At 58.0% G+C, this 24268-nt stretch carries 17 protein-coding genes and 3 pseudogenes; 10 read left to right on the forward strand and 10 right to left on the reverse strand.

All coding sequences use genetic code 11. From position 1 onward, the window contains the following. Positions 1–351 precede the first annotated feature (351 nt). On the reverse strand, positions 352–693 hold the full coding sequence (locus JQ558_RS00390) for a DUF1236 domain-containing protein (RefSeq protein ID WP_212275288.1): 342 nt from the start codon (positions 691–693) through the stop codon (positions 352–354). Positions 694–1183: 490 nt separating this feature from the next. Here JQ558_RS00390 and JQ558_RS00395 point away from each other — a divergent pair, with 490 nt between their 5' ends. From JQ558_RS00395 to JQ558_RS00405, 3 genes are all read left to right on the forward strand, one after another. After that, entirely contained in the window at positions 1184–1636 is a 453-nt protein-coding gene (locus JQ558_RS00395) for a hypothetical protein (protein ID WP_212292501.1), read from the forward strand. Between the two features lie 1014 nt (positions 1637–2650). After that, positions 2651–2809 carry a hypothetical protein gene (locus JQ558_RS00400; RefSeq protein ID WP_212275292.1) on the forward strand — a complete coding sequence of 53 codons (159 nt, stop codon included), beginning with the start codon at positions 2651–2653 and terminating at the stop codon, positions 2807–2809. A 23-nt stretch (positions 2810–2832) separates the two neighbouring features. After that, entirely contained in the window at positions 2833–3954 is a 1122-nt protein-coding gene (locus JQ558_RS00405; RefSeq protein ID WP_212292502.1) for a glycosyltransferase family 4 protein, read from the forward strand. Between the two features lie 1685 nt (positions 3955–5639). Here JQ558_RS00405 and JQ558_RS00410 read toward each other — a convergent pair. From JQ558_RS00410 to JQ558_RS00420, 3 genes are all read right to left on the reverse strand, one after another. After that, positions 5640–5882, reverse strand: coding sequence for a hypothetical protein (locus tag JQ558_RS00410; RefSeq protein WP_212035540.1), 243 nt, complete (start codon positions 5880–5882; stop codon positions 5640–5642). Positions 5883–7737: 1855 nt separating this feature from the next. Beyond that, positions 7738–7962 (reverse strand): hypothetical protein, encoded by a 225-nt coding sequence (locus JQ558_RS00415; RefSeq protein ID WP_212292503.1) that lies wholly within the window; start codon positions 7960–7962, stop codon positions 7738–7740. 359 nt (positions 7963–8321) lie between these two features. Continuing rightward, on the reverse strand, positions 8322–8501 hold the full coding sequence (locus tag JQ558_RS00420) for a hypothetical protein (protein ID WP_212292504.1): 180 nt from the start codon (positions 8499–8501) through the stop codon (positions 8322–8324). A 1538-nt stretch (positions 8502–10039) separates the two neighbouring features. Between JQ558_RS00420 and JQ558_RS00425 the strand changes: the two genes are divergently transcribed. Then, positions 10040–10516 (forward strand): Phasin protein, encoded by a 477-nt coding sequence (locus JQ558_RS00425; protein ID WP_212209483.1) that lies wholly within the window; start codon positions 10040–10042, stop codon positions 10514–10516. A 276-nt stretch (positions 10517–10792) separates the two neighbouring features. On the opposite strand, the gene JQ558_RS38245 is transcribed toward JQ558_RS00425, so the two are convergent. Continuing rightward, the gene (locus JQ558_RS38245) at positions 10793–10951 is read right to left on the reverse strand and encodes a DUF3606 domain-containing protein (RefSeq protein WP_409363410.1); all 159 of its coding nucleotides are present in this window, start codon (positions 10949–10951) and stop codon (positions 10793–10795) included. A gap of 384 nt (positions 10952–11335) precedes the next feature. Between JQ558_RS38245 and JQ558_RS00435 the strand changes: the two genes are divergently transcribed. From JQ558_RS00435 to JQ558_RS00460, 6 genes and pseudogenes are all read left to right on the forward strand, one after another. Continuing rightward, positions 11336–11506, forward strand: a complete 171-nt coding sequence (locus JQ558_RS00435; protein ID WP_212209481.1) for a hypothetical protein — start codon at positions 11336–11338, stop codon at positions 11504–11506. Between the two features lie 23 nt (positions 11507–11529). Next, positions 11530–11715 (forward strand): hypothetical protein, encoded by a 186-nt coding sequence (locus JQ558_RS00440; protein WP_212209480.1) that lies wholly within the window; start codon positions 11530–11532, stop codon positions 11713–11715. Positions 11716–11776: 61 nt separating this feature from the next. Further along, positions 11777–12018, forward strand: a pseudogene (locus JQ558_RS00445) (kinase/pyrophosphorylase); the annotation flags it as partial. A gap of 1203 nt (positions 12019–13221) precedes the next feature. After that, positions 13222–13985: pseudogene (locus JQ558_RS00450) on the forward strand (DNA ligase); the annotation flags it as partial. A gap of 307 nt (positions 13986–14292) precedes the next feature. Continuing rightward, on the forward strand, positions 14293–14511 hold the full coding sequence (locus tag JQ558_RS00455) for a hypothetical protein (protein ID WP_212292505.1): 219 nt from the start codon (positions 14293–14295) through the stop codon (positions 14509–14511). Positions 14512–17107: 2596 nt separating this feature from the next. Further along, on the forward strand, positions 17108–17362 hold the full coding sequence (locus JQ558_RS00460) for a hypothetical protein (protein WP_212292506.1): 255 nt from the start codon (positions 17108–17110) through the stop codon (positions 17360–17362). 1021 nt (positions 17363–18383) lie between these two features. Here JQ558_RS00460 and JQ558_RS00465 read toward each other — a convergent pair. From JQ558_RS00465 to JQ558_RS00485, 5 genes and pseudogenes are all read right to left on the reverse strand, one after another. After that, a pseudogene (locus JQ558_RS00465) lies at positions 18384–19567 on the reverse strand (cytochrome P450). 1022 nt (positions 19568–20589) lie between these two features. Continuing rightward, positions 20590–21993, reverse strand: a complete 1404-nt coding sequence (locus tag JQ558_RS00470) for an amidase (protein ID WP_212292507.1) — start codon at positions 21991–21993, stop codon at positions 20590–20592. Positions 21994–22010: 17 nt separating this feature from the next. Then, complete coding sequence (locus JQ558_RS00475; protein ID WP_212292508.1) at positions 22011–22772, reverse strand: SDR family NAD(P)-dependent oxidoreductase; 762 nt, start codon at positions 22770–22772, stop codon at positions 22011–22013. 75 nt (positions 22773–22847) lie between these two features. After that, on the reverse strand, positions 22848–23558 hold the full coding sequence (locus JQ558_RS00480; protein ID WP_212292509.1) for an ABC transporter ATP-binding protein: 711 nt from the start codon (positions 23556–23558) through the stop codon (positions 22848–22850). After that, on the reverse strand, positions 23548–24267 hold the full coding sequence (locus tag JQ558_RS00485; protein WP_212292862.1) for an ABC transporter ATP-binding protein: 720 nt from the start codon (positions 24265–24267) through the stop codon (positions 23548–23550). Before JQ558_RS00485 ends, JQ558_RS00480 begins: the two co-directional genes overlap by 11 nt. Position 24268 lies beyond the last annotated feature (1 nt).

Here is a 24268-nt window from a genome sequence, read left to right on the forward strand (position 1 = left end):
GCTATCCCGGCTACGGATATGGCTACGCGCCTGTATCCTACGGGTATGCCCCCGGATATTACGGAGGTTACGCGACGAGCTACGCGCCCGTTTATTACGGTCCGAGGTATCGGCGCGTCGTTCGCCCCGCCTACGCCTATTACAGCGCGCCTCGGTACCATCGTTGGCATCGCGGCTACCGCCATCATTGGTGAACTGGGAACCAGGCGGGAATAAGTGGCAATCGGTGATTGTCGCGGAGTTGGTTACGCTGTCCACCAGCGCTAGCTAAAAAAAAGCCCGCGGCCGAACAGGCCGCGGGCTTTTCGCTGTATTAAAAATGATGCTTGGATAACCGCATCATTGAGCACGTTAGTCGATTTCGTGGACGACAGTACGCGTGCCGGGGTCGACGAGCATCACGCGGTCGTTGGAGTAAACGTACCGGTATTTGCTGACGGACGGCCCCCAGTCCGCGGGCACTGCTTCCAGCTCGACGCTGGTCGGAATTTTGGCGCCGACGACGAGTCGTTCTTGCGTCGTGATGGGCCGAACCTTCTTCTCGGTAACGTAAGTCTTAATCTTGGTGCGATATTGCGGCTCGATCTGAATGGCAGCGTGGCCGGTGCCGGTGGTGGTTGTAACAGTCGTCTGAGCAATGGCAGCGGTGGCCAAAAGCGACATGGTAGCCGCAATCGCTAAAACTTTTTTCATCGGTGAATCTCCAGTCCGCTTGAGTGCGGACCTGCCTAACGCTAGCGCAAAGATAACGTTCGACTTTTTCCCGACTTCTGCGGGCAAAACTAAGTGCGCTTCATACTGTCTTTGCCGCGCCAAAACGATCATATCGCAAAGGCATTTCTTTCGGGATCTGTCGGCCGACGGTATCAGCGACGCGGCGTCCTTTTGAAGCGTTGCAGGCGCAAGTGCCGCGATCGCTCAAAGTGCTCCACGGCTCGCCCGCTGAAATGCCACCGCCCGCCCCTATGCCTATCCGAAGCCGCTGCCCGCGAGCTGCGGGATCGTAACACCATCGAGGCGATCCATGGCGGCCGCATCCATATCGCAGGAGGAACGTCGTGCCGAAAAGGGTTATGCAGAGCAAAAGCGGGCGCTTAATTACCGGGCACGATGTAACGGAACTTTGCATAACTAGGAGCGTCGTCATTCTCGAGCGCCCTCGAACCGTGCAATAGAGACAACGGTGTTTAGTTGGTTCCAGCCAAATAGGCAGCGAGAGAACATCCGGAAGGATCGCAAGCACCTTGAAGCCAGGGCTCGTCGCCTGTTGAAAAATTACCTGTCTGCGGATGGCCCGTCGAAAGCAGCAGTATACGAGCTGATCGCTGGGGCAGCTGCAGGCTGCCAACCTGATATTTCTGACCCGGAGTTGGAGGGCGTGCGGCTCGCTCAAGCCTCTGCCGAAGTAGGCCTCAACGTCGTTAGGGTGCGTGAACATCAAGCATTCGATGACAACGATCACTTAGCGGAGTTGATCACTGACGCTTACGCAACGGTAGCCATTGCATACGGCCGTGCCTCCGCCGCCTATACGGTTGATGAGGAGATGCAGAAGCTAGGGACCGCGGCTGTGCACCTGCTTACCATAGCAACCTCATATATGACCGCCCATTCGGATGAAATATCGCAGAAATGAAGGGCTGTTCCGCTTACCAAACCACCCGACCCCATGAACACCATTTTAACCTAAGTTATGGTGAGAAGGGTTTTGAGCAGCCACCACTAAGGCAATGAAGCCTCTGGTTCCGGCTTACCTCCTGAGCTGGACGTTTGAACGAATGGCGCAGCTAGAGCGAGATGCCAAGGCATCGACGAGCGCGCCGGTTACGACCGATGAGCTCGAGATTCCGCCGGCGTTGTGGCGCGCTTATTCAGCCGCAATGGCGCAATATCTTTCGGCGCCGCTCGAGGTCCCTGTGACTTTTTACGCGGCCGAACACGACGGCCGAGCGTGGCGGCATCTGTAGTTCTCAACTCGACGTGGTCGAGGTGCCATGGGGACATCATGGCTGCCTGACGATCGGCGCTGAACGGCTGATTGGTCATCTGCGGAAAAGAATTGACGCTTTGATTGACGGCGCGCCCGCTGCCATTGAACCGCGCACGTCGCCGATCGGCTCTCACGGGGCGCAACTTGGTGGCCGCTTACTGGGCTCGAAACTTGAGGATCAGACATGCCACAACGGGTCGGTGTGGGATAGCTGACGCTGAACGGTCGGGTTGGCTCGCCGGCTTGGCCTTCCAGTCGAGGAAAGCCGTAGTCACGAAACGGTACGACCGCTGAAGGCGATTACCCCGAGAAGCAATCTAGATGCGACGCCGATCACTTGCCTCAGAAGTCCCACCCGGTGACTTAAAGTCTCCGGATTTGCCGATTGTTGAAACCGGCTCATTCTTGGCTTGAATCCCTAACTTTTCGCTCATACCAAACAGTCCACAGACTGTCGCAGTGACTAACGCCATCACTATTAGCATTCTCTGGCGTGTCATCGACGGCTCCCGCACGTTTCCACCGATGCTGCATTTGCTACGTAATCAACGTGTTGGTCGAGCAAAGTTTCCTAACCTGAGCGCCAGTTGCCACTTTTTCCCGCCCATATGGAACTCTGCCTTTCATCGAGCGTTTCGCAAATGACAGGAGGGTGGCGACATGAATGAAGGTGCAGAATTAGCGACCGCTGGTTTGGCGGTGGCCTTTGCGGCTGTTTTGCTGGTCGCCTCGCACCTCTTCATGGAAACCCAATCTGCGAAGCAGTTCGTCAAAGGCTCAAGCAAAATAACTACTAACACAATCGCCAGCTGGCTATGACCCGGCTTCGGCTGGGAGAGCCGATGAGAATTGCGCAGATAGCTCCTCTAGCGGAAAGTGTACCTCCCAAGCTTTACGGAGGCACTGAGCGGGTCGTCGCATGGTTGGTCGAGGAATTCGTTAATGCGGGCCATGAAGTAACCCTGTTTGCTAGCGGGGATTCCGTGACCAGCGCTAAACTCAACGCCGTTTGCCCGCGGGCCCTTCGCCTCGGTCGCCCCCGAACCGATCCCATGGCAGCGCTTATCGAGGAGGTCGCCTGTAGGGCAAATGATTACGATTTGATCCATGCACATATCGATTGGCTGCATTTGCCGTTGCTAAGCAGACTTGGCGTCCCTTTTCTAACGACCTGCCACGGGCGCTTGGATTTGCCGCTTTTCCCGGACGTAATCCGCCGTTTTCCTAAAGCAGCTTTTGTGTCGATCTCTGAAAATCAACGTATCCCGCTTCCGCAAGCAAATTGGATCGGCACCGTTTATCATGGCCTCCCGAAGGATCTATTTCGACCCTCCTTTAAACCTGGCTCCTATCTGGCATTCCTTGGCAGGTTGACAGCCGAAAAGGGGCCAGAGCCTGCGATACGCATCGCGAGAGCCGTAGGCATGCCTCTTCACATTGCTGCAAAGATACCGCGGGGCGAAACGACCTACTTCAAAGAGTCTATTGAGCCAGAGGTTGACGGAAAGCAGATCCGCCTGATCGGAGAAGTCAACGACCAGGCCAAGCAAGGGTTTCTTGCCGGGGCCGCTGCGCTTCTGTTTCCGATAGACTGGCCTGAACCGTTCGGCTTGGTGATGATCGAGGCGATGGCCTGTGGCACGCCCGTTATTGCCTTCAGGTCAGGATCCGTACCGGAAGTCGTTGACCACGGTATAACGGGCTTTGTCGTGTCCAACGAAGAAGAAGCAATTGAGGCTATTGGGCGTCTCGGCGAACTCGACCGGCGTCGCATCCGGGCCCAGTTTGAAAGTCGATTTACCTCACGACGAATGGCTGAAGAGTATCTCAAGCATTATACGGCGTTGGCACCGAAACGGAACACTGTGAAATCGGCCGGTAAAGACGCTTTGCAGGAACATTCACTCATAGACGCAACGGGTTTTGACCTTCATGCTCCCGACGCAGGATCGACGGGAGCGTGACACCGAATTCCTGATCGAGCTCGGCATTGGCTGTGTTCGAGTCACTGACAGTTGCCGCCCGAAACCAGAGAAGCCGGCAAGGGCGACCATTCTCGCCGGCGCTTGCCGATTGCCGTGGAGTCTGGGCGACGAGCCCGCACACGGCGCCAGTCAAGTTAGCCGTGGGGCAGTAGAGCGCATACTACGCCCGCCGGTACTGTCCGTATTTAAGCCCCTGTGTCCTATGAATCCGGGGGGGTCCTAATTTCGTTCTAGTGTCGGGAACAAGGCATAGGACGTATCGTTAGGCCCTTCATGGAAGAGTTAGACAGACGCAAGAATGAGGCTCTGGTCGCGGTGACGTTGTGCACCGGGACGCTCATTGCCTGTTTCGGCATCGCGCTTGCGATGATTTAGGGCTCCACCGGCCCATTTAACTATTTCGCATTGCTCAGACAGACGCGTTAGCTTCCTATTAGATCGTCTTATCACCGCCCGGTCAGTGGCTTTTATCGGTGATGAGAACGCCTGGTAGCGCTCCCGCCTTCCTCAATGGAAAGGAGCGCCCTATGGTACAGCGGCGTCGATTCAAGCAATTGCTCTCCCTCTCCGAACGGCTCGAACAGGAAGCCCGGCGGCTACGCGCCAGAGCGGAAAACTTGCCGCACGGCCCGGAGCGGGAACAGATTCTCCGCAAGGCACGCCAAGCGGAGACTGCGACACACGTTGATGAGTGGCTTTCATCGCCCGGCCTGCAAGCGTCGGAGTGAGGCTATGCGCACCGTTGAACAGTACCTCGAGAAGGCAGTCGAGTTCGAGGCGTTTGCGGCAACATCATCGAACGAGTGTACGCAAAAGCGGTTCGCTGACATCGCCGCGTGTTACCGGCTATTAGCTAGATCGGCCCCGTTGGTAGGTGCTGGCGCGATCCCGCCGGAACTAATTCGAGACAAACCATCTCCGGACCGTCCCATTAGCGCAACTTAGAAGCTGACGGACATGCGCGAAGACGATGCAGCTTACTGCCGCAAGGCCGCGGACCAGTGCCGTACTAATGCTGCCGCGTCTGTGACCTTGCTAGCCACAGACGCATGGCTAGAGCTTGCGTCCGACTGGACGACACTGGCGGAAGCGTTCGAAAAGGAAGCCCGGCCGCGATGGTTGAACTGAGGCCTCGCCTAGCAACTGGCGTTCTCATCACCGATGAAAGCCACGGGCGGGCGGTGATCGGGACAATCTGGCATGTCCGGTGGGCCGACATACTGGTCAATTTGACCACTAGGAAAGTTAATGAAAGGCAAAACGGCAATTTTCACACTAGGCCATTCGAGCTCGCCCCGATATCTAGGGGCGTGCTGGAACGACGGCCACAGTCTCCCCTGCGCTGGGGCCGTTCTTTGGCACTCCGAATAGGCAACCCGCAGATTCAAAAAACGCGACTGTTTAGTGCCAGCGGAAAAACACCCCGCCGACGATTACCAGGATAACCACCGCAAACGCCGCCATAAGCCAAGGCATGTCTTTTCGCTCGCGGGGGGTCATTTGCTCTCCGGTGTCACCACAATGAGGGCGATTTGCATCGGGAACAAGTGGCAATTCGGATTTCATGAGCTCTGTCAGCCCCAATTGCCCCAAGCAGCATAACGGCCCAACGTTCTCCCGAGAGCTAAGCAGAAATCGTGCGGCGCGCTCTGGAAGCTTCCGTACTAAGTCTGCTTCGGGCGCCGGCCCGTATCTTTGTTGAGTGGACCCATGCGCTCTTTCCGCAAGCCTTCAGGCAGCGGGTAATTTCCTTGGTCAGGACCAGGTAGGGGTTCGGGCCGAACGTCCGCACCCCATTGGTCCTTCTGGCTTGGTGTTTGCTTGTCTTTCACCTGCTGCGGCTGCGGGTTTCCGGCCGGGGTAACTGGGTCGTAGGCTCCGCCGCGCTTGTCTACGTAATCAGTCATTGCTTTCTCCTTTGCACAATCACGGTATTATCCAAAGAGCGGAAGCGACGATTGACACTGCCATGAATACGCTTCCCCCGATGACCCACCATGCGGCCCCAAGACCGGAAGTCCGTTGTCGCTTCTTATGGGGCCGGATCTCGTGCGCAGCGGCCAAGCGGACCTGTGCATAGCTGTTAGGAGTTCCGCCCGCTTCGTCGTCGGTTCCAAGCGGAGCGGCGGCGGGGTCAGTCGCATCGACCTTTCCGTTGCCTTGGTCGATTGCGATCCTCAGCTGCTCGGTGGTTTCTATCGGCTTGCCTGTATCGGCCTTGTGACCGGCTTCCGGGGAAGAGCTCGATGCTCGCTTGTCTTGTGTAGTGTCTGTCATGCGGGGCAACGGGCGGGTGCTTTAAAGGTTGCTCCTCATGCCGCCGTCGTCTCGTCAATGAAACGATCGCAGGGGTTACCACGGAACCCGTTCGCTATCTGCCCATCGTATAAAAAGGAAGCCGAGCTTTGCGGAGATGAGTTTGTTAATATTTGCAGTCGGCATCGCGGGTACGTAGTGAAATTCGCGCTGGCAGAATGTGCGCACGGATTGCCAGCGAATACGCCCCTCACGTAAGGGAAGAGCTGCCAGTCTTCATTCTAACCTGAGGAACCATTGTGTATCGCATCGGTAGGGAGCGTGGGCAGTTGTGGAGAAGTGAAATGACAGACAATAATTTAAATCGCGACATTTGACCGGGGGCGAGAACCGCCGGGCCGGAATAGGCCGCGGAATGATCGCCCTCATGCTGGTCTCGCCATTCTCGCCGTTCTGTTTATGTGGGCACCTTGGAACCACAACCGAACGGCTGACAACTCAGCACCCGGAACTACGATCGGATCGAGCACCACGCGCCCGTCGGCGCCGACGGCCCCGACCACTGCTCCGTCACCCGCGGCCCCGGCTGCCCCCACGACCACTCGATAACCGACACAAGAGAACCGCTGGAATTCCAGCGGTTCTTTTACTTTCGTTCGGCCAATTGTTTCTTCAAATCGTCGATGAGGTGCTGCGCGCCTTCAGGCGTGCAACTCGCCCGAATTGTCCGGCACGTCTGCCTCATAAGTTCGCCTTCTCGGGCATCTCGTCGTTCAGCTTGGACGCCTCAGCCTTGCTCGATGGTCCTCGAAATCGACTCACGCGACGCCGGGCGGCAATAGACCAGGGCGTCGCTCGAACAGCATGACAGGCTCTCATCCTGCCCTGCGCCCGTGCGGACGCTCGCCAGCAGGCTTGGCCTCCGGGCGGTGGCTTTGCCCGTGCTGTCCTAATTAGGACATTGCTGCCAATTAGACACCTCGTAAGCCAACGCCGTCCAAGCGGAATATGGGCGCTTGGACGGCGCTGTATTTCCGTGGTCGGGCGCAATCCCGGCCCCCCAAGCGTAGCCAGTGCTGTGACACAGTTATGTGACGCCACCTCCGGTTTAGGAAATGGGGGTGACTCCCGCAGAGGGGAAGGGGGCCCCCGTCCGGGCCGCTAGCTGGCCGTTTCCGTTGTCTCGAACATTAGATGCTACAGTTCTGACACTCGAAGTCGCGGATGACCTGGGGACCTACCCCCGCTTTAGGCCTCAGCGTACGCCCTGGGCATATTGCTCCAGCTATCCGCCCCTTTTTTGCGGCAGGGCCGTCCTGGCTGTCTCTCTCACTAGTTTGGTCCATGGATATCGTTTTTCTTTGGGGGCTCGAGACCAGGCGAGGTGAGCCACTCTTCCACCTGCGCAGCCGCCTCCTCTCGGATCTTGAACGCGTGCGCCCGAACCGCCTCAGTGTCCTTGCCGACGGCAGTACTCGTCGCCGTTGTCGTATTCGATGCAGATCTTCACGCGCCGCCGAGGGCGATCATCGTCGTAGCTTCTTCGGTCATCATCGTAGCTTCGATAGTCGCGGCTTCCGCCCGGGCGGTCCCAACCTCGATGGGCGCGGTCATCTCGATCTCCGTATCGACGACCCCGATCCTCGTCGCGATCACGATATCCGTCGCGGTCGCCGCGTCGCACATCGCGACCCACGTCGCGGTCATCGCGGTCCATGCGGTCGCCTTCATCCGGGCGTATCCGCCAGTCGCGACCCACCTTTCGCTCCTCGCCCTTGGATTGGCTCTGGTCGGCTGGTTGACTTCCCGGTTTGGGGCTCTGGTCAGGCGTGGGGGCGGCTTGAGCAGGCACGCCTTGCGGAGGCGAAACTAGAGGCTTTCGTTCGTCTTGGCCGAATGAGGACAATCCCGATGAGGCTAGGAAAATGCTGGCTAGGACAAAAGCGCGCATAAATTCTCCTCCGGTTAGTCGCCACCGGTAACGATTGCCTGATGCATTGGTTCAACAAAAGTATTCGGGATAAGTGCAGCCTATAAGAGACGGCAGAGAAAATCGCGATCCCCGCGAAGGCCTGCGCGACCCGGGCAGTTTAGGCTGCGGCGCGCCCGCGGCGCTTGCCCTGATGGTCGACCAGCTGGACCACATTTCTGGCGGAACTGAAATGACGGGTCCTGGAAAAGTCGCAGGTGGGCACCGGCTCGGGGGCCGGCGCCTCGATCGACTTCAGAAAAGCTCGGCCATTCGGCCAGTACCCAGCGGTACTGACCATATTTCCTCCTCCATTAACTTTTGCGGTGTGAGCAATTTTGACCACAACGTCAGCTGCCGGACATGCCAGATTATCCCGATCACCGCTCCGCCTTCGGCTTTCATCGGTGACTGAGAGTGTTGAGCTCCCGCCTGATCAAAATGGATGCATCACATGCCCCAACCACATACCCGTCCAGAACCGTCGCTGATCCCAATTGAGCGGCCCCGCTGCCCCAATGTTTTAAACGAATTGTGCTGACCATGATCAGTCCAAGTTCAGAGAGCGATGACAGCCGTACCTTTGAGTGCGCCAATTGCAATCACACGATGACGCGCACCGTCCCGCGAGATCCGACGTCAGATAAGTCGGGCTGGCAATCCAGCGGCCTCAAAGCCCCGGAGTGAGGCTGTGCGGCGCCGCCTTGTCAGCCCCAACACGACACTTGAAGAACGCTTGATTGATTTGGCTCGACGGGTCCGGTCAGATGTGGAGACGCTTGCGCCATGCAGCGAGCGCGACGAATTAGTCCAGAAGCTTCGCCAGATTGAAACGGCACTTGATATGAGCGAATTCCTGTTATCCTCTGGCTCCAATCGCGAGTAAGGCCGCCTCAGTTGGCGGCCTCTTTCATTTTTGCGAGCCGCGGAAAAAGCCGGCGGGGGCCGGTAGGCAGCGCTCATTACCACCGCAACGAAACGCGCCAACGGCGATCACAATTAACGCAACGTGGTTGGATTGTTCCGAGTTTGGGGTAACTCCGCGGTCGAAGGCAGACCCGCCGTGTGAGCCGGCGGGCTTGGGTGAGGGCCTGTCGAGCCATGGAACCCTGGGGCCGTGGCAGAAGTTCAAATGTCCTTCTAAGTGGTGTTTTTTCACGGAGTAAAAATGTGGGTGACGTGCAAGAATTGAATAGACTGGTCGTCGGCACTTGCTTCAAGATGAGTGAACTCGGAGCCACTCGATGCCGCTCGCTGGCCGGCAAGACTGGGATCGTTGTCGAGATTTCCAATCGCAATACGGGCGTCACCGTGTTGTTCGATGGTGGCAATAGACCAACTTGCCTGCACAGGGATTTTATCACCCCGTTCTCACGATGACGCAGTGGCCGGACTTTCCCCGCATATGAGAGAAGGTGTTGTGGCGGTGGCGCGGGCGGCTTCCAACCCCCGCGCGTCACTGCTCGGTGTCCCGGTCCGGCACTGCCGCGCTTCCTACTCCGCCGCGGCGACCGCCTTCTCGAAGGCACGCACCGGCGATAAGCATCGCAGATTTGACAGGGCTGATAGGATGGCGACCTGCCAACTGGCTTTAATGCATCTTCACCCGGAGACGCATGGGGCCATCTGATCCTAAGTCCCCAGCTTCGAAGTAGCGTGGAAGGATCACCTGCCGCGATGCACTGGACAATCTGCATATCCGAACGGCTGGTCAAAACAGCTCAACGTGGTGGGCATTAGTCCGCGTCGCACTGTTACTCGATGGAACGTTGAACTGCTCAGCATGTTGACTCTTCAATTATGACCGTTTTGGTCAATAATAATGTTTGGAGTGCTGAAATGACCAAACGTAAAGCGCCAACGGCGTCAAAGCCCACCCGCAGTTCTAAAGTCACCGCGAAGGCCCAACGGGCCAATTCGGCCGTTATTAGAAGCTCTAAACCCAGCCGCGTGCGCTCCGTTGCAGCCGACCCGATTAGATTGTCCCCCAAGGGTCATGCCCCGGAACAAAAGGCTGCCATTCTTGAGAGTCCGGCGATGGCACTGCAGGACTCCGTCAAACAGATCATGAGCGAAACGGAACTAAAGAAAGGTTTTGATTTTTCTTCAGCCACGGCAATAGCGCAGGCTTATCAAGCAAAGCTGTTGGAAATGGCACAAGCCAACATGCAATTTGCGCTTGAATTCGGACCGAGGCTTGCGTCGATTAGGTCGCCCTTTCAGTTAATCCGCGTGATTGAAGAGCTCACAAAAGAGCGGATCGCAACGTTCCGCAAGTTCTCGAATGAAATGGTTCAACTAAGTATTAAGCGATGAAGTCCCAAAGGCCATCGCGTAACGGCAAGCGATACCGCATAAGTTATGGCACACAAACAAATATCCATGAACTTGACCAGTATGGGCATCCGACAGACGGAGTGTTTTTGCGCCCATTGGGCCACTGGTCGCCGACGACGTGACGCTCGCGCAGAAAATTGCGATTGAAACCGATGAAGCGGGTGCGCTGCAGGTCGCTAAATCGTTCAGCTCCACCTGGCACTGATGTTTGAACATGGATCATGCCTAGCAGGGCTGGATGATGCAAGAAGCGTTCTAACGAGGCCGGGTGGCGGCTGCTTCGTTGGTGATCGCAGCAAGCGAGTTACCGGTCTTGCGGATAATGTCACCCAACTCCGGGGCAGAGAGCTTAAGACGCCTTCGCAGAACCTTTACTTGGACTTTGTCCCGTAAATCGATTGCGTTGCGAAACATAGGGGGCTTACGAATCTGCACTGCGTGGTTTCCTTGAAGGTCATGGCGCTTTCGTTAGTACAACGGAAGTCACGACACTGAGGTTGCGGCGCCCCATATGAAATTTACGCAATCTCTCGCTTCTTCAGGAACGATGTTCAAGCGGCCCGGCTAAGGGCCGGTGAGTTCACTTCGTGGGCTACCACGACAAAGCGGGCGAGTGCCGCGTTGCCAAAACTGGGTACTGGCCTGTTTCGCCCCCTAGTGGCCTAGTTGAAAAATGGCAGTGCCTATATAGAAGTGTGACGCCTGTGTGATGTGCAGCACAGCCGGGAGAACGCAGCCGGGGTACTCCTTCGGCCACGGATTGAGGGATGGCCCTCCCGAGCAAGCAGGAGAACTGCAATGATCAATTCAAAAGACGAAATTTCGTACCCGGAAATCGACGCGTTGACGGATGCCGAACTCGAGGCGATCAGCGCTGGGGGCATTATTAGCTGGCTCCGTGGCCTCTTTGGAGGGCCCGGCGATCTTCGCCGTTCGACCGACCGCCCGACTGACCCCGTTCATAAATAAGGGACGGAATGCAGGAGCGAGACATGACCAACATCCATGAAGCGCGTGAGCTGAGCATCGGCGAACTCGATGTCGTCAGCGGTGGTAGTATGCTCAACATGGCAATCGATGCCGCTGAAAAGTACTTGCAAGGTTTAGGCGGCCGTTTGATGGACGCCGTGCACCAGCCGGTAACGTCGAAGCCATCGATGAGCCTGCACATGAGATAATGCCGGTTCTGCAAACCGGGATTGAGAGGCCGCCTCAGTTGGCGGCCTCTTTCATTTGTCGATGCGGTCCCATGTCGCCTGTTGGCACCTTTTAAGACATCTGGTCTCCGATTCGACCGGTGAGACGCTGATCACCGTGCGCGGCGGTGGCCTCGCAATACGCCAACGTAACCGCGGTCGAACATGTCCATCCCCTGGTGCGCAGTAAGAAAGCTCGATCGTGTGCACGACGAAATCCAGGAGGCGCCGGGCATCATGCTGCTAATTGGTCCCAGGTTGATCCGTTCTCTTGGCGGGAGGTGTCCGTATGGTGTTTCACGGCGTGATTGCACGCAAGAATTTAACAGACTGGTCGTTGGGCTCGTTTCAAGCCAGCATTTAGGCGCGCTGGGCTGGTCACCGGCGGACCAAAGGGTGTGGCGAAAGCGCGACGTCGCCTTGCAACTTATGAACCGGGCAAGAGTTGCCGCTTTTTCCCGACGCGGAGAGCGCAATGAGTTCCAGCGAAAAAACGGCCTTCGAAGTGCCGGTACCCCCAGCGGCCAGAGGCGGGAGCAAGTGATCGTCGGAGTCGCCTTCTTTGTTCCTGTTGGACTCGCAATGGCAGGTTGGCTCTACTTACTTAGCAAGCTCATTACGACGATTTACGGTGGCTGTTTCAATAATTTGGCCTAGGGGGATGCAGAGTGCTCGAGCGCTCCAGCTGCAATAACATGAGGACAAATGAATAGCTGCGCTTCTGTATCCGCACACGAAAGCGAACAACGAAAAGAGCGGTTGCGAGGGCAATTCCATCTGCCACGCGGCAGAATAATGCACGACTTATGCAGCACTCCAAGGCAGAGTGCGGAGTGCGGATCCGGCCTTATATGAGTCTCGCAAACACAGATGGCAGGGTTCCGAGCTGGGCCGTTCGCTCCGCACAAACGATGCCTTCGTTAGCGAGGCGTATCGGGTGCCTCATCCCACCCTTCCAGGCATTTGAGATCGCCGTGGCAACCAACAATTCAGGATTGAGGAACTTATCAACGAGCCCGGTCGCGTGCACGTAGCCCATGGCGATCGTCATAGCTTGGCACAGGTCGGGGTTGTTTTCGGTAATGGGAAAGTGCGCAGCGTACATGGGTCCTCACCACTCTTGCTGCGTTAGAAACTTCGTAAATACTTCACCGTTCCTATTCTGGGGCTTCCGGCAAACAAGCATTCTGTGGGTTAGGCGCGACTGTAATCAAACCTCGCTACTGCGCCTGGTCTCCCATTTAAAAAAATAGGAACTCAAACCGCGCTTGTGTATTCTCGGGCCAGCCGTCTCGTTTAGCCACAGACGGTCCTCTGGCCGGGCGGTTCACCTGACACCATGCAGACGGGCCGCCCGGTTTCAATTTATCGACGGTGGCCCAGCGGCAGACCCATTGCCCTCGCCGTTCGACGTCGCACCCGATCGCTTCATAAGCTTTGCGATACGCTCCACCGGAGTCTTAGACTTCGAATGCGTCTTCAGCAGTTTACCGCGTTCAGATCCACCTCGCTAACGAAGCGATCAAGGTCTACACCCGGCGCGGCAATGACTGGACCAACCGCTTCAGGAAGATCGCCGACGACGATCCGCGATCATCGACGGCGAAGTCGTCGTTCCCGCTGCCGACGGGACCACGGATTTTTCGGTCCTGCAAAACGAACTGAAGGGCGAGTCGACGCGCATTGTGCTGGTTGCCTTCGACCTGCTCTATCTCAACGGTTACGACCTGCGAAAGCTGCCGCTGATCGAGCGCAAAGCGCATCTCAAAAAGCTGATCGCCGTAACCGAAATCCAGTTCAGCGAAAGTTTCGAGACCGACGGCCGCGAAGTCTACAAGCACGCTTGCAAGGTCGGGCTCGAGGGTGTCGTGTCTAAAGTCCGGAACAGTTTCTATTCCTCCGGTCGTTGTAACGACTGGGTCAAGAAAACCTGTGCACAGCGAGAGACGTTGACGATCGCCGGCTTCGCTCTCGACGGCAACAACTGGGACGGCATCTATCTAGGTCGGCGTAAGGGCAACGATTTGTTCTATGCCGGCAAAGTCCGATATGGCTTCGACAAAACGTCTGCTGCCGAACTGCGCCGACGTCTGACGCCGCCGATCCGCAAAACGCAACCTTATGCCAAGCGCATCGCCCACAAGGGCGTCTGGGTCGAGCCCGAATTGCTCGCCGAAATCGAGTACCGGGCCAAGTCCGCCGAGGGCAAGGTAAGGCATCCGTTTTTCAAGGGCATCAGAGACGATCTCTAGGCCGATAAGCAGGACTCAGCAAAAAAAGAAACGGCGCCAAACGGGCGTGAGCGCCGGGGGCCGCTTCAGTGCAGATGATGCCAAGGCACCATTGAAAAATAGCCTACCCGCGGCTCTGGCCGTACCTAGGTGATCAACCGCCGCACTCTCCGTCGGTGGGTCAGCTGGAGCTCCGCGCAGAGAGACAAGCCAAAAAGGCAACCTCCTCCGTGTCAGGACTCTGAACTGTTCAAACAGCCATTGGTCGCCTCATTTACGACCGGCGAATCAGACTTTGCTTTCGAGAGCGGTGAGCCGCGGGGAAGGCATGAACGATTTGGGGATCTGGGACGAGTTGACGCGACCGGAGCAACGGCTGTTGATCAAGCTTTTCGGCGGCGGCTCTCTTCGCAACGAGCCGCTTGGCATCGTTGGCGAGCTCCAGACCCGCGGTCTGATTAGCGAGCACGGCCTTACAGCGACTGGTTTAAGGGTGTTCGTCGCGGCCCGTCGGCGACAACAGGCGACCTGGCCCGCGGTGGCATAGTTGCCGGCTGCTGCAAACCCGCTAACAGCCGCCGGCGAATCCGCCGCCACCTAGTCTCGAACAAACGCGGGCTGGCTTCGAAGGGGCGTGGAAGGATTATCTCCCGCGATGCACCGAAGCCGACTTCATCGAGTACCGGCGCCAGCGCGCCTGGACGGCTTGGAAATACGCCATCCATCAAGCCGGCCGCCGTTGCCGACGCAATCGACTAGAGGACGGGCTCGCTGTTTCTGTGGCGCCACGATCGATTTAGCGGCGACCAACCATCTCGCGTGTTTCGATCGGCGGCATGAAGTCATATCGATGAAGGGCGGATGTAGTCCTTCAAACGACACGGGGGCCATGGAATATGTCAGGTTCTATGACACAAAGGGCCGTCTCGCCCTTTAAGGTTTTGCTACGAATTGATGTCAGCCTAGCGCCATTGCAGATAGGTCGCGACGAGCGATAGCAAATTCCCGAAAGAGCTTTAATCCGACCGGCCCGGTTGGCGGTCTCCATAGGAGGCCCACTATGTTTAAGGGCTTCGTGTTCGCAGTCTTGCTTATATTTGGTGCATCGCAGCTAGATCAGTACTTCTGTAATGGCAAGTACACCGACGGCACCATGTCGATGCTGCGACAAATCAGGCACTCGTTTGGCGTTTGAGGGTCAGATCGGTGGGCGCCGCTGCGTGCACGGTCCCGTCTCGGGTAGTGGGCTAGGGTTGGGACGTAACCGTGCCAGGCCGTTCGGGGTTGGCGGCCCGATCTGATAACGCGGTGCCGTTAGCGCTCGTTTCTGCTGCGACGTAAATGCGCGCGTGGCTGAGGGTACCGGGGCCTCTGGTAGGAACCTCAACAGCCCCCCTCCGCGCCCCGGATAAAAACAAAAAGCCGCCTCCGGGACGATCGGGGGCGGCTTTTCGATTACGCAATTACAAGCCCGGTAAGGCGACGATCAGGGTGGCAATTATTGGTGAACAAGAAGTTGACGAATTGAGCTAATCTAGCTTTTCGGCCTTTAGCAGACTGCAACCGGAACCGACGCGTTCCCGCTCGCCGGCGGGTCTTGCTCCGCCTATGCGACACAGCTCTCAGGATTAAAGGATTAAGCGTCGACTTGAACTTTTGGCGCTCGAAGCCGTCGCTCATCGATGCAGCGATCCTTCACCCCATCGGGGATCATGTAGTCGTCTTGGTCACGCTGAGAGATCGACAACAGATCGAGCTAACATTTTAGTACCAGCGTCCTCGGCCGTACCAGCCGCCGCCGCCAAGCAGCAGAACAAGAAGTACAATGATGAGAAGTGTGGTGGTATCCATGCGTCTTACTCCGCCTGCTGCATAATTGCGCAGCTTGGAATTCTAGCTATGACAACGTTTAGCCGGTGGTCTCGGTTCCAAGACCTCGCGGGGCGATGGGGTTACGTTGGGTCAGTATTCGCTATTCCGCGACTAGGCATGCGGCGCCATGCGCCGGTGCGCCGCTGCGTAGCCTCCGACAAGCGAAACCATCATTGCGAGAAAATCATGATGATCATGAATACAAATACGAGCGCACTCGCGGCGACCCCATAGATTAGATCGCCGCGTTCGCGTTTCGTCATGCTTTTGGATCCCAAAGGTCAGGTCCCGAACGCGACGCCGATGAAGTCAGCATCTCGCCAGACCAAGCGACATTCCCGAACCGTCCGAAAATTATCGAACGACAGATCGAATTCCACCGGCAACACGTTTAGCTGCTCCAAACGAACGCCGGCTCCAGAATTCGTCACGTCGCGAACGCAGCAAGGAAAGACACCGGCTCCACCACGAAAGAATAACGTTGCGCTCCGATTGATGCGCGTCCGGCCGATCGCGCGACGATCTCGACCTGCGGACTTTGGCACTTGCTCGACAGTCGACATGGCAGTCCCGTGAAGCGTGCAGGATCATTTTGGGCGGGACGCCGCCTACAGCGGCGCCCTAGTCGAGCGGTATGCTTGATTGGTGATCTGGACACCTCTCAAATCCGAACGACTACCCGGAATGGTAGGCCTACGTTCGCACGCGGCAACGAAACTCGCGTATTAAGCTTGATACGCTCGCTGCGGGTTAATTCTGGAACGGATGCGGTCGTGGTCTTGAACCTAACGTCCGCTCTTCCCCAAACAGCGGGCATCACGCATCAAGGCCGCCACTTCCGAAAAACGCCCAAAAGCCGACATCATGATCCCGCGAAAACACACTGACCAAACCATTCAGGTTGCTGTCGTTTCCTCGAACATGACGCCAAATGGTTGAACGTAAATCCGGCGGGGGGAGCGGCATCCGGCACGAAGATGGAGAGGCGATTTATGCCTGCACCAATCTCATCGATCTTAGCTTCCGTGGCAAGCTCTCCCAAGAGTGGCCATGCGACCGGTTGATCGTCCGTGAAAGGATGGCTTGAGCTACGGGGTGTTCCGCGCGTTGAACAGCCGCGGCGATTGGGACGCCGTGCGAATGCCCAGCCTAAATCGAAGGTCGCGCCTCTCGCAAGTGGAACTCGAATTGCTCTTGCTCTGTTAGGTATAGGCCGCGCGGCCTCCCAACCATTCAAGGCCGGCGCACCGTAAAATTGCAGAGCCAACCCTATGCCCAAGATCCGCGTTTCAATGCCGGAATTGCAGCGTCGAGCGTTGTTAGAAGTGAGAAAGCAGCCGGGCTGTCATAACGTCCAGGAAATAGCGATCAATCGTGTTGCAACGCATGCTGAAAATAACTGGTCGCTCTGTGTGCTCGCAGCGGGCGCGGCAGATGCCAATACCGCCGCGCGCGCGGCGGTTCACGTCCAAACTATTTTGCGCCGGGACTATGATCTGCTGACGGATGGATCTGTAGGTCCATAAAAGGAAGGCGGAGATCAAATGGACCACCGCTTCACATTCTCGATATTCACGATTGAGATCAACGGCAGGCCAACGCTTGCGCTGCAAGCTAAGAGGCACGAGGACGCGGAACGTCTTTGCGAACACGGCCGGTTACGCACAAAGTTGAGTACAATCACGTCTCATGGCACCCCGTTGTGCGATGCCAGTGCACGATGAAGGTCAGGTTGGCTACTGCTGAAGAAGCAGTTTCTTTATCGGCAAGCAACGCAATCGACCGAGCCATCAAGTGACACTAGCATCGTGTATCTTGTGGATCTCGATGGATAGGCCGACTTTGGACCAAACGTAGCAGGAAGAAGAAAAAGAGGGCCGAAGCCCTCTTTCAAGATTAGTACCGACGATAGCCCCGATGGTATCCGTAGCCGTAACGTACATAGGGGCGGCGGACGACGTAGGCCCCGCGCCGATACACGGGCCTTGTGCGGACGCAACCGCGCGGACCGCAGACCAATGCAACGCTCTCGACGTTCGAAGACTGGAACTGTCCAAGGGGGGCCAGCGGCATTGCTGAAGCGGTTCCGGTCGAGAACGCTGCGCCACCTAACGTGGCCAGTGCGAGAAGTGCAAATCTAAGTTTCATCAGCTTCCTCCCGTTGAGTATAGTCTCCGCAGGAAGCGTAGAGGTTCCTCTGTGAATGAAGGATGAGTGCGAAGATTAAATCGCGGTAATCAGGCGGCAACTGAAGAGTCCGCTCTTGCTTCAACAGCGCGGACATCTAGGGCGTGACCGGCGGACGACCGGCCTTGCTGCGCATTACGGACTCAACTCGGACATCGAGCTAGGTCCGAAGAGTGCCAACATGCGACATCTCGATGTTATTCAATCACCTCGCCAGACTTGCGCAGCCAGGCCCCGGCGAGAGCTGATCTATGCGAAGAACCTGCCGCGCAACTCGCCGGCAAGCTGCTTGCGGGGAATTGCGGACGATCTGCGGCAGCGGATGAGGCAAAAACAAAACGCCTCCTCCTCGCGCCGCTCCTATTGCAGGAGAATCGGCAGATTGAGCGGGCCGCGGAAACCGAATCCGTGCCAGCGCACGCCCGCGGGATCAGGCAAGGACATGTTGGGGAAGCGCTCGAACAGCATGGGCAACAGGATCCCGCCAACGGTTCGCCGCGACAGGTGCGCGCCCGCGCAGTGATGCGGGCCGTTGCCAAAGGCCTGGTGAGGATTGGGCTCACGCAACCCGCAATAGTTTTCGCCATCGTCGAAGACGTCCTCATCTCGATTGGCCGACGCCTGGATCGCATAACGGTGTCGCCTTTCGGGATGAAGCAGCCGCGGATCTCCGTGTCCTCCATAACGAGCCGCGAACTCGCCTGGATCGGCGCCACCCACCGCACCCCTTCCTCAAAGGCGGAGCGCCATTTGTCGCCTGCGCGCACGGCGTCAAGCTGATCCGGATTGGTGAGCAGGCCGTAGAGGATCGTCAGCAGGGCGTCGCGCGGCTCGTTGATGCCGCCGCCGATCGCGATCTTCACATTGGCGATCATCTGGCTTTCCGGAATCGGATTCTTCGCGTTTACCATGAAGGAGAGCGCTGAGGAATCCGGTTCGGCCCGCACGCGTTCGGCGTTGGCGCGAATACATTTGTCCATTTCCGCATTGGCGATGTCGGTCGCATCGAAAGGCCCCGGCGTCCAGCCGAAATTGCCGGCGCCGTCGATCAGCGTCTGCGACCATCGCTGCATGTCCTTATCGTTCGCGTCCGGAACGCCCATCGCATGTGCCAGAATCCGTGCGGCAAGCGGTCCTGCGAGACCGGGAAAGAGATCGACCACCTCACCGCGCGGCAGCCGGTCAAGATACGCCGCGGCCAGTTTCGCATACAGCGGCGACCAGACGGATTCGATCGTCTTCGGCATCAGGGCCGGCATCATCGCCATGCGTTCGGTCCGGTGCTCGTCGTGGTCCTTGCGCATCAGCGTATGCGCGAGAAAGGCGCGCTTCATGGGCGTGTTCGGGTCGTCGGAGCTGAACAACGCCGCGTTGTCCTTCACGTATTTGGTGTCGGCGGCCTTGGTGAGGAAGGTGCGGCCTACGGATTTGACCCGCAATACGGGCGTTTCGCGTCTCAGGCGCCGGTAGATCGGATAGGGATCGCGCGAGAGCTCTTCGATCGTGATGGTCTCGTCCAGGGGGGCCAGGCACGCGGTCGGCATGGGGTGATCCTGTTGGTTGTTGGCCAGCATGTGCCGAGGCGGAGCATATTAGCAGGCGAGAAACAGCGCAATCCGGCGTCCGCCGCACCGGCAGGCGCGAAGCCGGCACGCTCCTCCGCCGCGCCGGAACCGAATGAGAGAAGAATTCAGGACCAAGCCTGATTATACCGGGAGAAAAACCGGCATCGACAGGGACGAATCGCGCCGTTGAAGGTAATGCATGCGAGCGACGACAAGCCTGCTCCCTAGCGGATTTGAGGAAGAGGGCGTCACCTTTTCGCTATCCGCGCGAGCGCGTGTTCCAGCAGGCGGCCAGAGTCCGTTGTGGGTTAAACCCGGAAGTGGCCCCACTTAAACGGCAAGTCCGGTCTACCCTCAGAAGCGGACATTGTCAGGTTGCTGCCGCATGTTGGCTTCGTGCCATACGCGGTCATTCCATAACCGCTCATTTGGCGAATTGGGCTCGGAGCGCCCTTCCTAGGAAACGAAGCCCGCTGTGGGTCATCAACGGACCCGAACGTCCCAGAATTCCACTTCCGTTTCACCCCCAGGAGCGGACATGCCCGTGAACGGCAGCTTTGCGCCATGAGCAGCCACTCGATTGGCTCCTAAGACCATAGAGCGGCCCACTCGTTTGAAGAGATCAGTTGCTTAGATTGGCGCAATACGCTGCGCTACGCGGCAGCAACCAAACGAAAGTGGCAACCCGAAATTGCTCGCCAACTGGCTATTTGAAAGAGGTGAGTACATCAATACCCGTTTTGGCGTCTCGGTGCACAAACGGTGCCCCGCAATCCGCGGCGTCATTTTGGGTGGCGCGTAGAGGCATCGGCTGGCTTAGCTGCAAAATCGCAGTCGGCGGGCTTGAAATCGAGATTACTCCCTTCGCAATTTCGCTTCGGAACGAGCTTCGGAAGCCGTCGTCATATTTGGGGGCGCGATTAAACACGACATCGATAACGGTTGGCTGCACTACTCCTGAGAAATAATAGGCCGTGCACGGTGTGTCCACAGCCAACACATCATCCGATGGGAGGCCGCCGCGTATGCCAGTCCGTCGTTGACTGAAAGGCGTGTGCGGCGCGTGCAAGCACCTCTTCGGAAAGATGGCGACCGACCAGTTGCATGCTCAGCGGCATCTGATCCGAAGTGATTCCCGCCGGCAGCGTAATCGTGGGGCTGCCGCTGAAGTCGAACACGGCTGTGAACCGCAAGATGCTCAACAACACGCCTGGATCGGCGCCATATTCACTCATCTTTGCAAGCGTCGGGATCGGCATCGGCATCGTGGGGACGAGCAACAGGTCGATTTCCTCGAACAGCGCCGCCAGGCTGCCGGAGAATTTCAGTCGCTCGTGATGAATGGCCGCGACCTCAACACCGCTTACCGATCTGCCTTGTTCGATCAACTGAGCCAGGTCCGGACCGTACTCCGACCTGCGCGACGGATAAGTCTCCAGGTGGGCTTCGGCTGTCTCCACCGAGCACATCGGTATCCATAGACTGACAAGTTTCTCGTAGGATGGAAATCGAACCTCACGGATTTCTGCGCCGAGATCCGCGAGCGTGCGCTCGGCTTCGAGCAGGGCCGCCACGACCTGCGGGTCTACTCCTTCCTGGGTGTAGTTTCGGTCCACGCCAATACTGAGACCGCGCACGCCATCCCCGATCCGAGCCAGATAATTCGGCACGGGAGCCGGCAAAGCCGTTGGGTCGTTTACATCCGCGCCCGCAATGACGCCCAGCATTGCGGCGGCATCCGCAGCACTTCGGCACATCGGTCCGACATGATCGAGCGAGTCCGCCAATGGGAAAACGCCATGCCGACTGACCCGGCCCCATGTCGGCTTGATTCCGGTCAGCCCGCAGGTCGCCGACGGGAATCTTATCGACCCGCCGGTGTCGCTGCCGATCGAACCGTAGCAAAGCCCGGCAGAGGTCGCGACACCAGATCCGCTCGAAGACGAGCCGACCCAGTAATTGGCGTTCCAGGGATTGAGCGGGGCCTGCTCGTCCGGATGATGGCTGGTGTAGGCACCTTCGGTCATCTTGAGCTTTCCGAGGGTGACCGCGCCGGCGCGCTCGAGCCGGTCAACGATCGTCGCATTGAACGACGGCACGAATTGCGAATGAATCTTCGTCCCGCCCGCGGTCGGCGCAAATGTCGTGTAGCACAGGTCTTTCAACCCGATCGGAACGCCATGAAGGGGGCCGCGCCAGATTCCCTTGGCGATCTCGCAGTCGTGCTTCCTGGCCTGCGCCATCGCCCGCTCCGCCAGGACAACGGCATATCCGTGCAACCTTCCATCGAGTTTGCCTATACGGCTCAACACCGCTTCGGTAACCTCTGATGGCAATAGCTCCCTCCGACGAAACAGCCTGGAGAGTTCAGATATAGATTTGTAGTGCAGCTCATCCGCAGACATATTGACACCCCGCCACCCTAGAACTGGACACCGCGCGTCAAGGCACCGTCCACGACAAGGTTCGTTCCCGTGATGAAACTCGCGGCGCGACTCGCAAGAAACACGACGCCGTTCGCCATCTCCTGCGGCGTGCCCATCCGGCCGGTCGGATTGAGCGCCAGCGCGGTCTTGTACAGTTCGGGGTTGTTGTCCTTGATCATGTTCCAGACCCCACCTTCGAAATACGTGTTGCCCGGAGACACGGAATTGGCCCGTATGCCCTTGCCCGCCAACTGGTTGGCCAGACCTTGCGTGTAATGGATGATCGCGGCCTTGAAAGTGCCGTACGGGCCGCTCGCGAAATCCACCTCCCGGCCCGAGACGCTGGAGATCGTCACGATTGCCCCCGCGGCACTTTTCTCAAGATACGGCATCGCGGCATTCACCAGGCGCACCGTTCCCATCATGTCCGTGGAGAATTCCTTCTCCCAGCTCTCCTCGTCCTGGCCGATGGAAAGCGCGCTGACATTGGCGACGACGACATCGACGCCACCGAGCTTCGATGCCATGTCGTTCACCCAGGCCTTGAGACCCACACCATCGGACACATCGAGCGCGCCGCCAAAGGCCGCAGCGCCTTTTGCCTTGAGCGCCGCGACGGCGCTGTCCACGTCCGCCTGATTGCGCGAGCAGATGCCGACATTGGCGCCCTCCGCGACGAACGTTTCGGCGATCGCCCTGCCAATCCCCCTGGTACTGCCCGTGACGAGAACCTTGGCTCCCTTGAGTCCCAGATCCATGTTCGATTCCTCCCTGTTTATCGGATTTCGAGCCGCTCTTGCTTTCGAGCAAGTTGCCGCCAAACGCTACTTGCATCACAACAATAGTTGCGCACGGACATTGTCCGCGGTCACGTCCTCGCCGGTCAGCGATCGCGTGATCTTGCCTTTTTCCATGATGTAGCATCTCTCGGCGATCGCCATGATCGTGTCGAGATTCTGCTCGACAAAAACGATCGTCGTCCCAAGTTCGGTGCGGAACGATTTCAGCGCTTCGCAAATGTGCTGCACGATCGATGGCTGCACGCCCTCCGACGGTTCGTCGAGAATCATCAGGCTCGGGTTTCCGATCAGCGCGCGCCCGATGGCAAGTTGCTGTTGCTCGCCCCCCGACATGGTGCCCGCGATCTGCCGCCGGCGCTCCTTCAACCGCGGAAAGTATTCGTAGACCAATTCCGGCAGCTTCTTGCCCTTCGGCCCGCCGATCAACTCTCCAACGTGCAAATTTTCCTCGACGCTCATCTGCGGAAACACGTCCCGTCCCTGCGGGATATAGCCGAAGCCGGCGCGGGCGCGGGCGTCGGCCGGCAGCTGCGTGACATCCTGGTCCATGAACGTGATCGTACCTCGCCACGTTTCAAGGAGCCCGATCAAGCACCGCATCAACGTCGACTTGCCCACGCCGTTGCGGCCGATCACGCCAACGATTTCGCCGCGGGAGATCGTCATGCTCACGCCCTGGAGGATCGGCGTAGCGCCGTAACCCGCCCAGAGCTCCGACAGTTCGAGAATTCGTTCAGTGGACATGTGTCTTACCAAGGTAAATTTCGGCCACCTTCTCGTCCTGAATGATCGCCTCCAGACTTCCACGCGCGAAGATCTTGCCGAGATGCAACACAGTTACGCGTTGGGCAATCTGGCGTACAAACGCCATATCGTGCTCGACGACCAGAACCGTCATGCCTTCGGCATTGAGCGATTTGATCAGTTCGCCGGTCCTGAACGTTTCCTCCGGCGACATGCCGGCGGTCGGCTCGTCCAGAAGCAGAAGCTGCGGCTGCAATGCCAGCGCCATCCCGATCTCGAGCCATTGCTGCTGGCCGTGCGAGAGAGCTCCGGCGAGCTTGCTGCTGTCCGGCGCCAGATTGAGAAGCTCGAGCAGCCGGTCTTCCTCAACGACGCGCTTGGCGCCTGAAAAGCGCTTCTGAAGCGCGATCTGGATATTCTGCCGGACCGGCAACTCCTTGAAGACGCTCGGCCCTTGCATCTTGATGCTCATGCCCCGCTGCACCCGCGCAAAGGGGCGCTCTTCGGTGATATCGATGGAGTCGAACAGGATCGTGCCCCTGGTTGGCGGATAAAGACCAACAATCAGCTTGAACAATGTGCTCTTCCCGGCCCCGTTGGGACCGATCAGACAGTGTACCTCGCCGACATTCACGGTCAGATCGACATCGGAAACGGCGGTCAATCCACCGAAGCGCTTTGTCACCCCTTTCACATCAACCAGCGCCATG

This window comes from Bradyrhizobium sp. AUGA SZCCT0160, assembly GCF_018130105.1.
Lineage (GTDB): Bacteria > Pseudomonadota > Alphaproteobacteria > Rhizobiales > Xanthobacteraceae > Bradyrhizobium.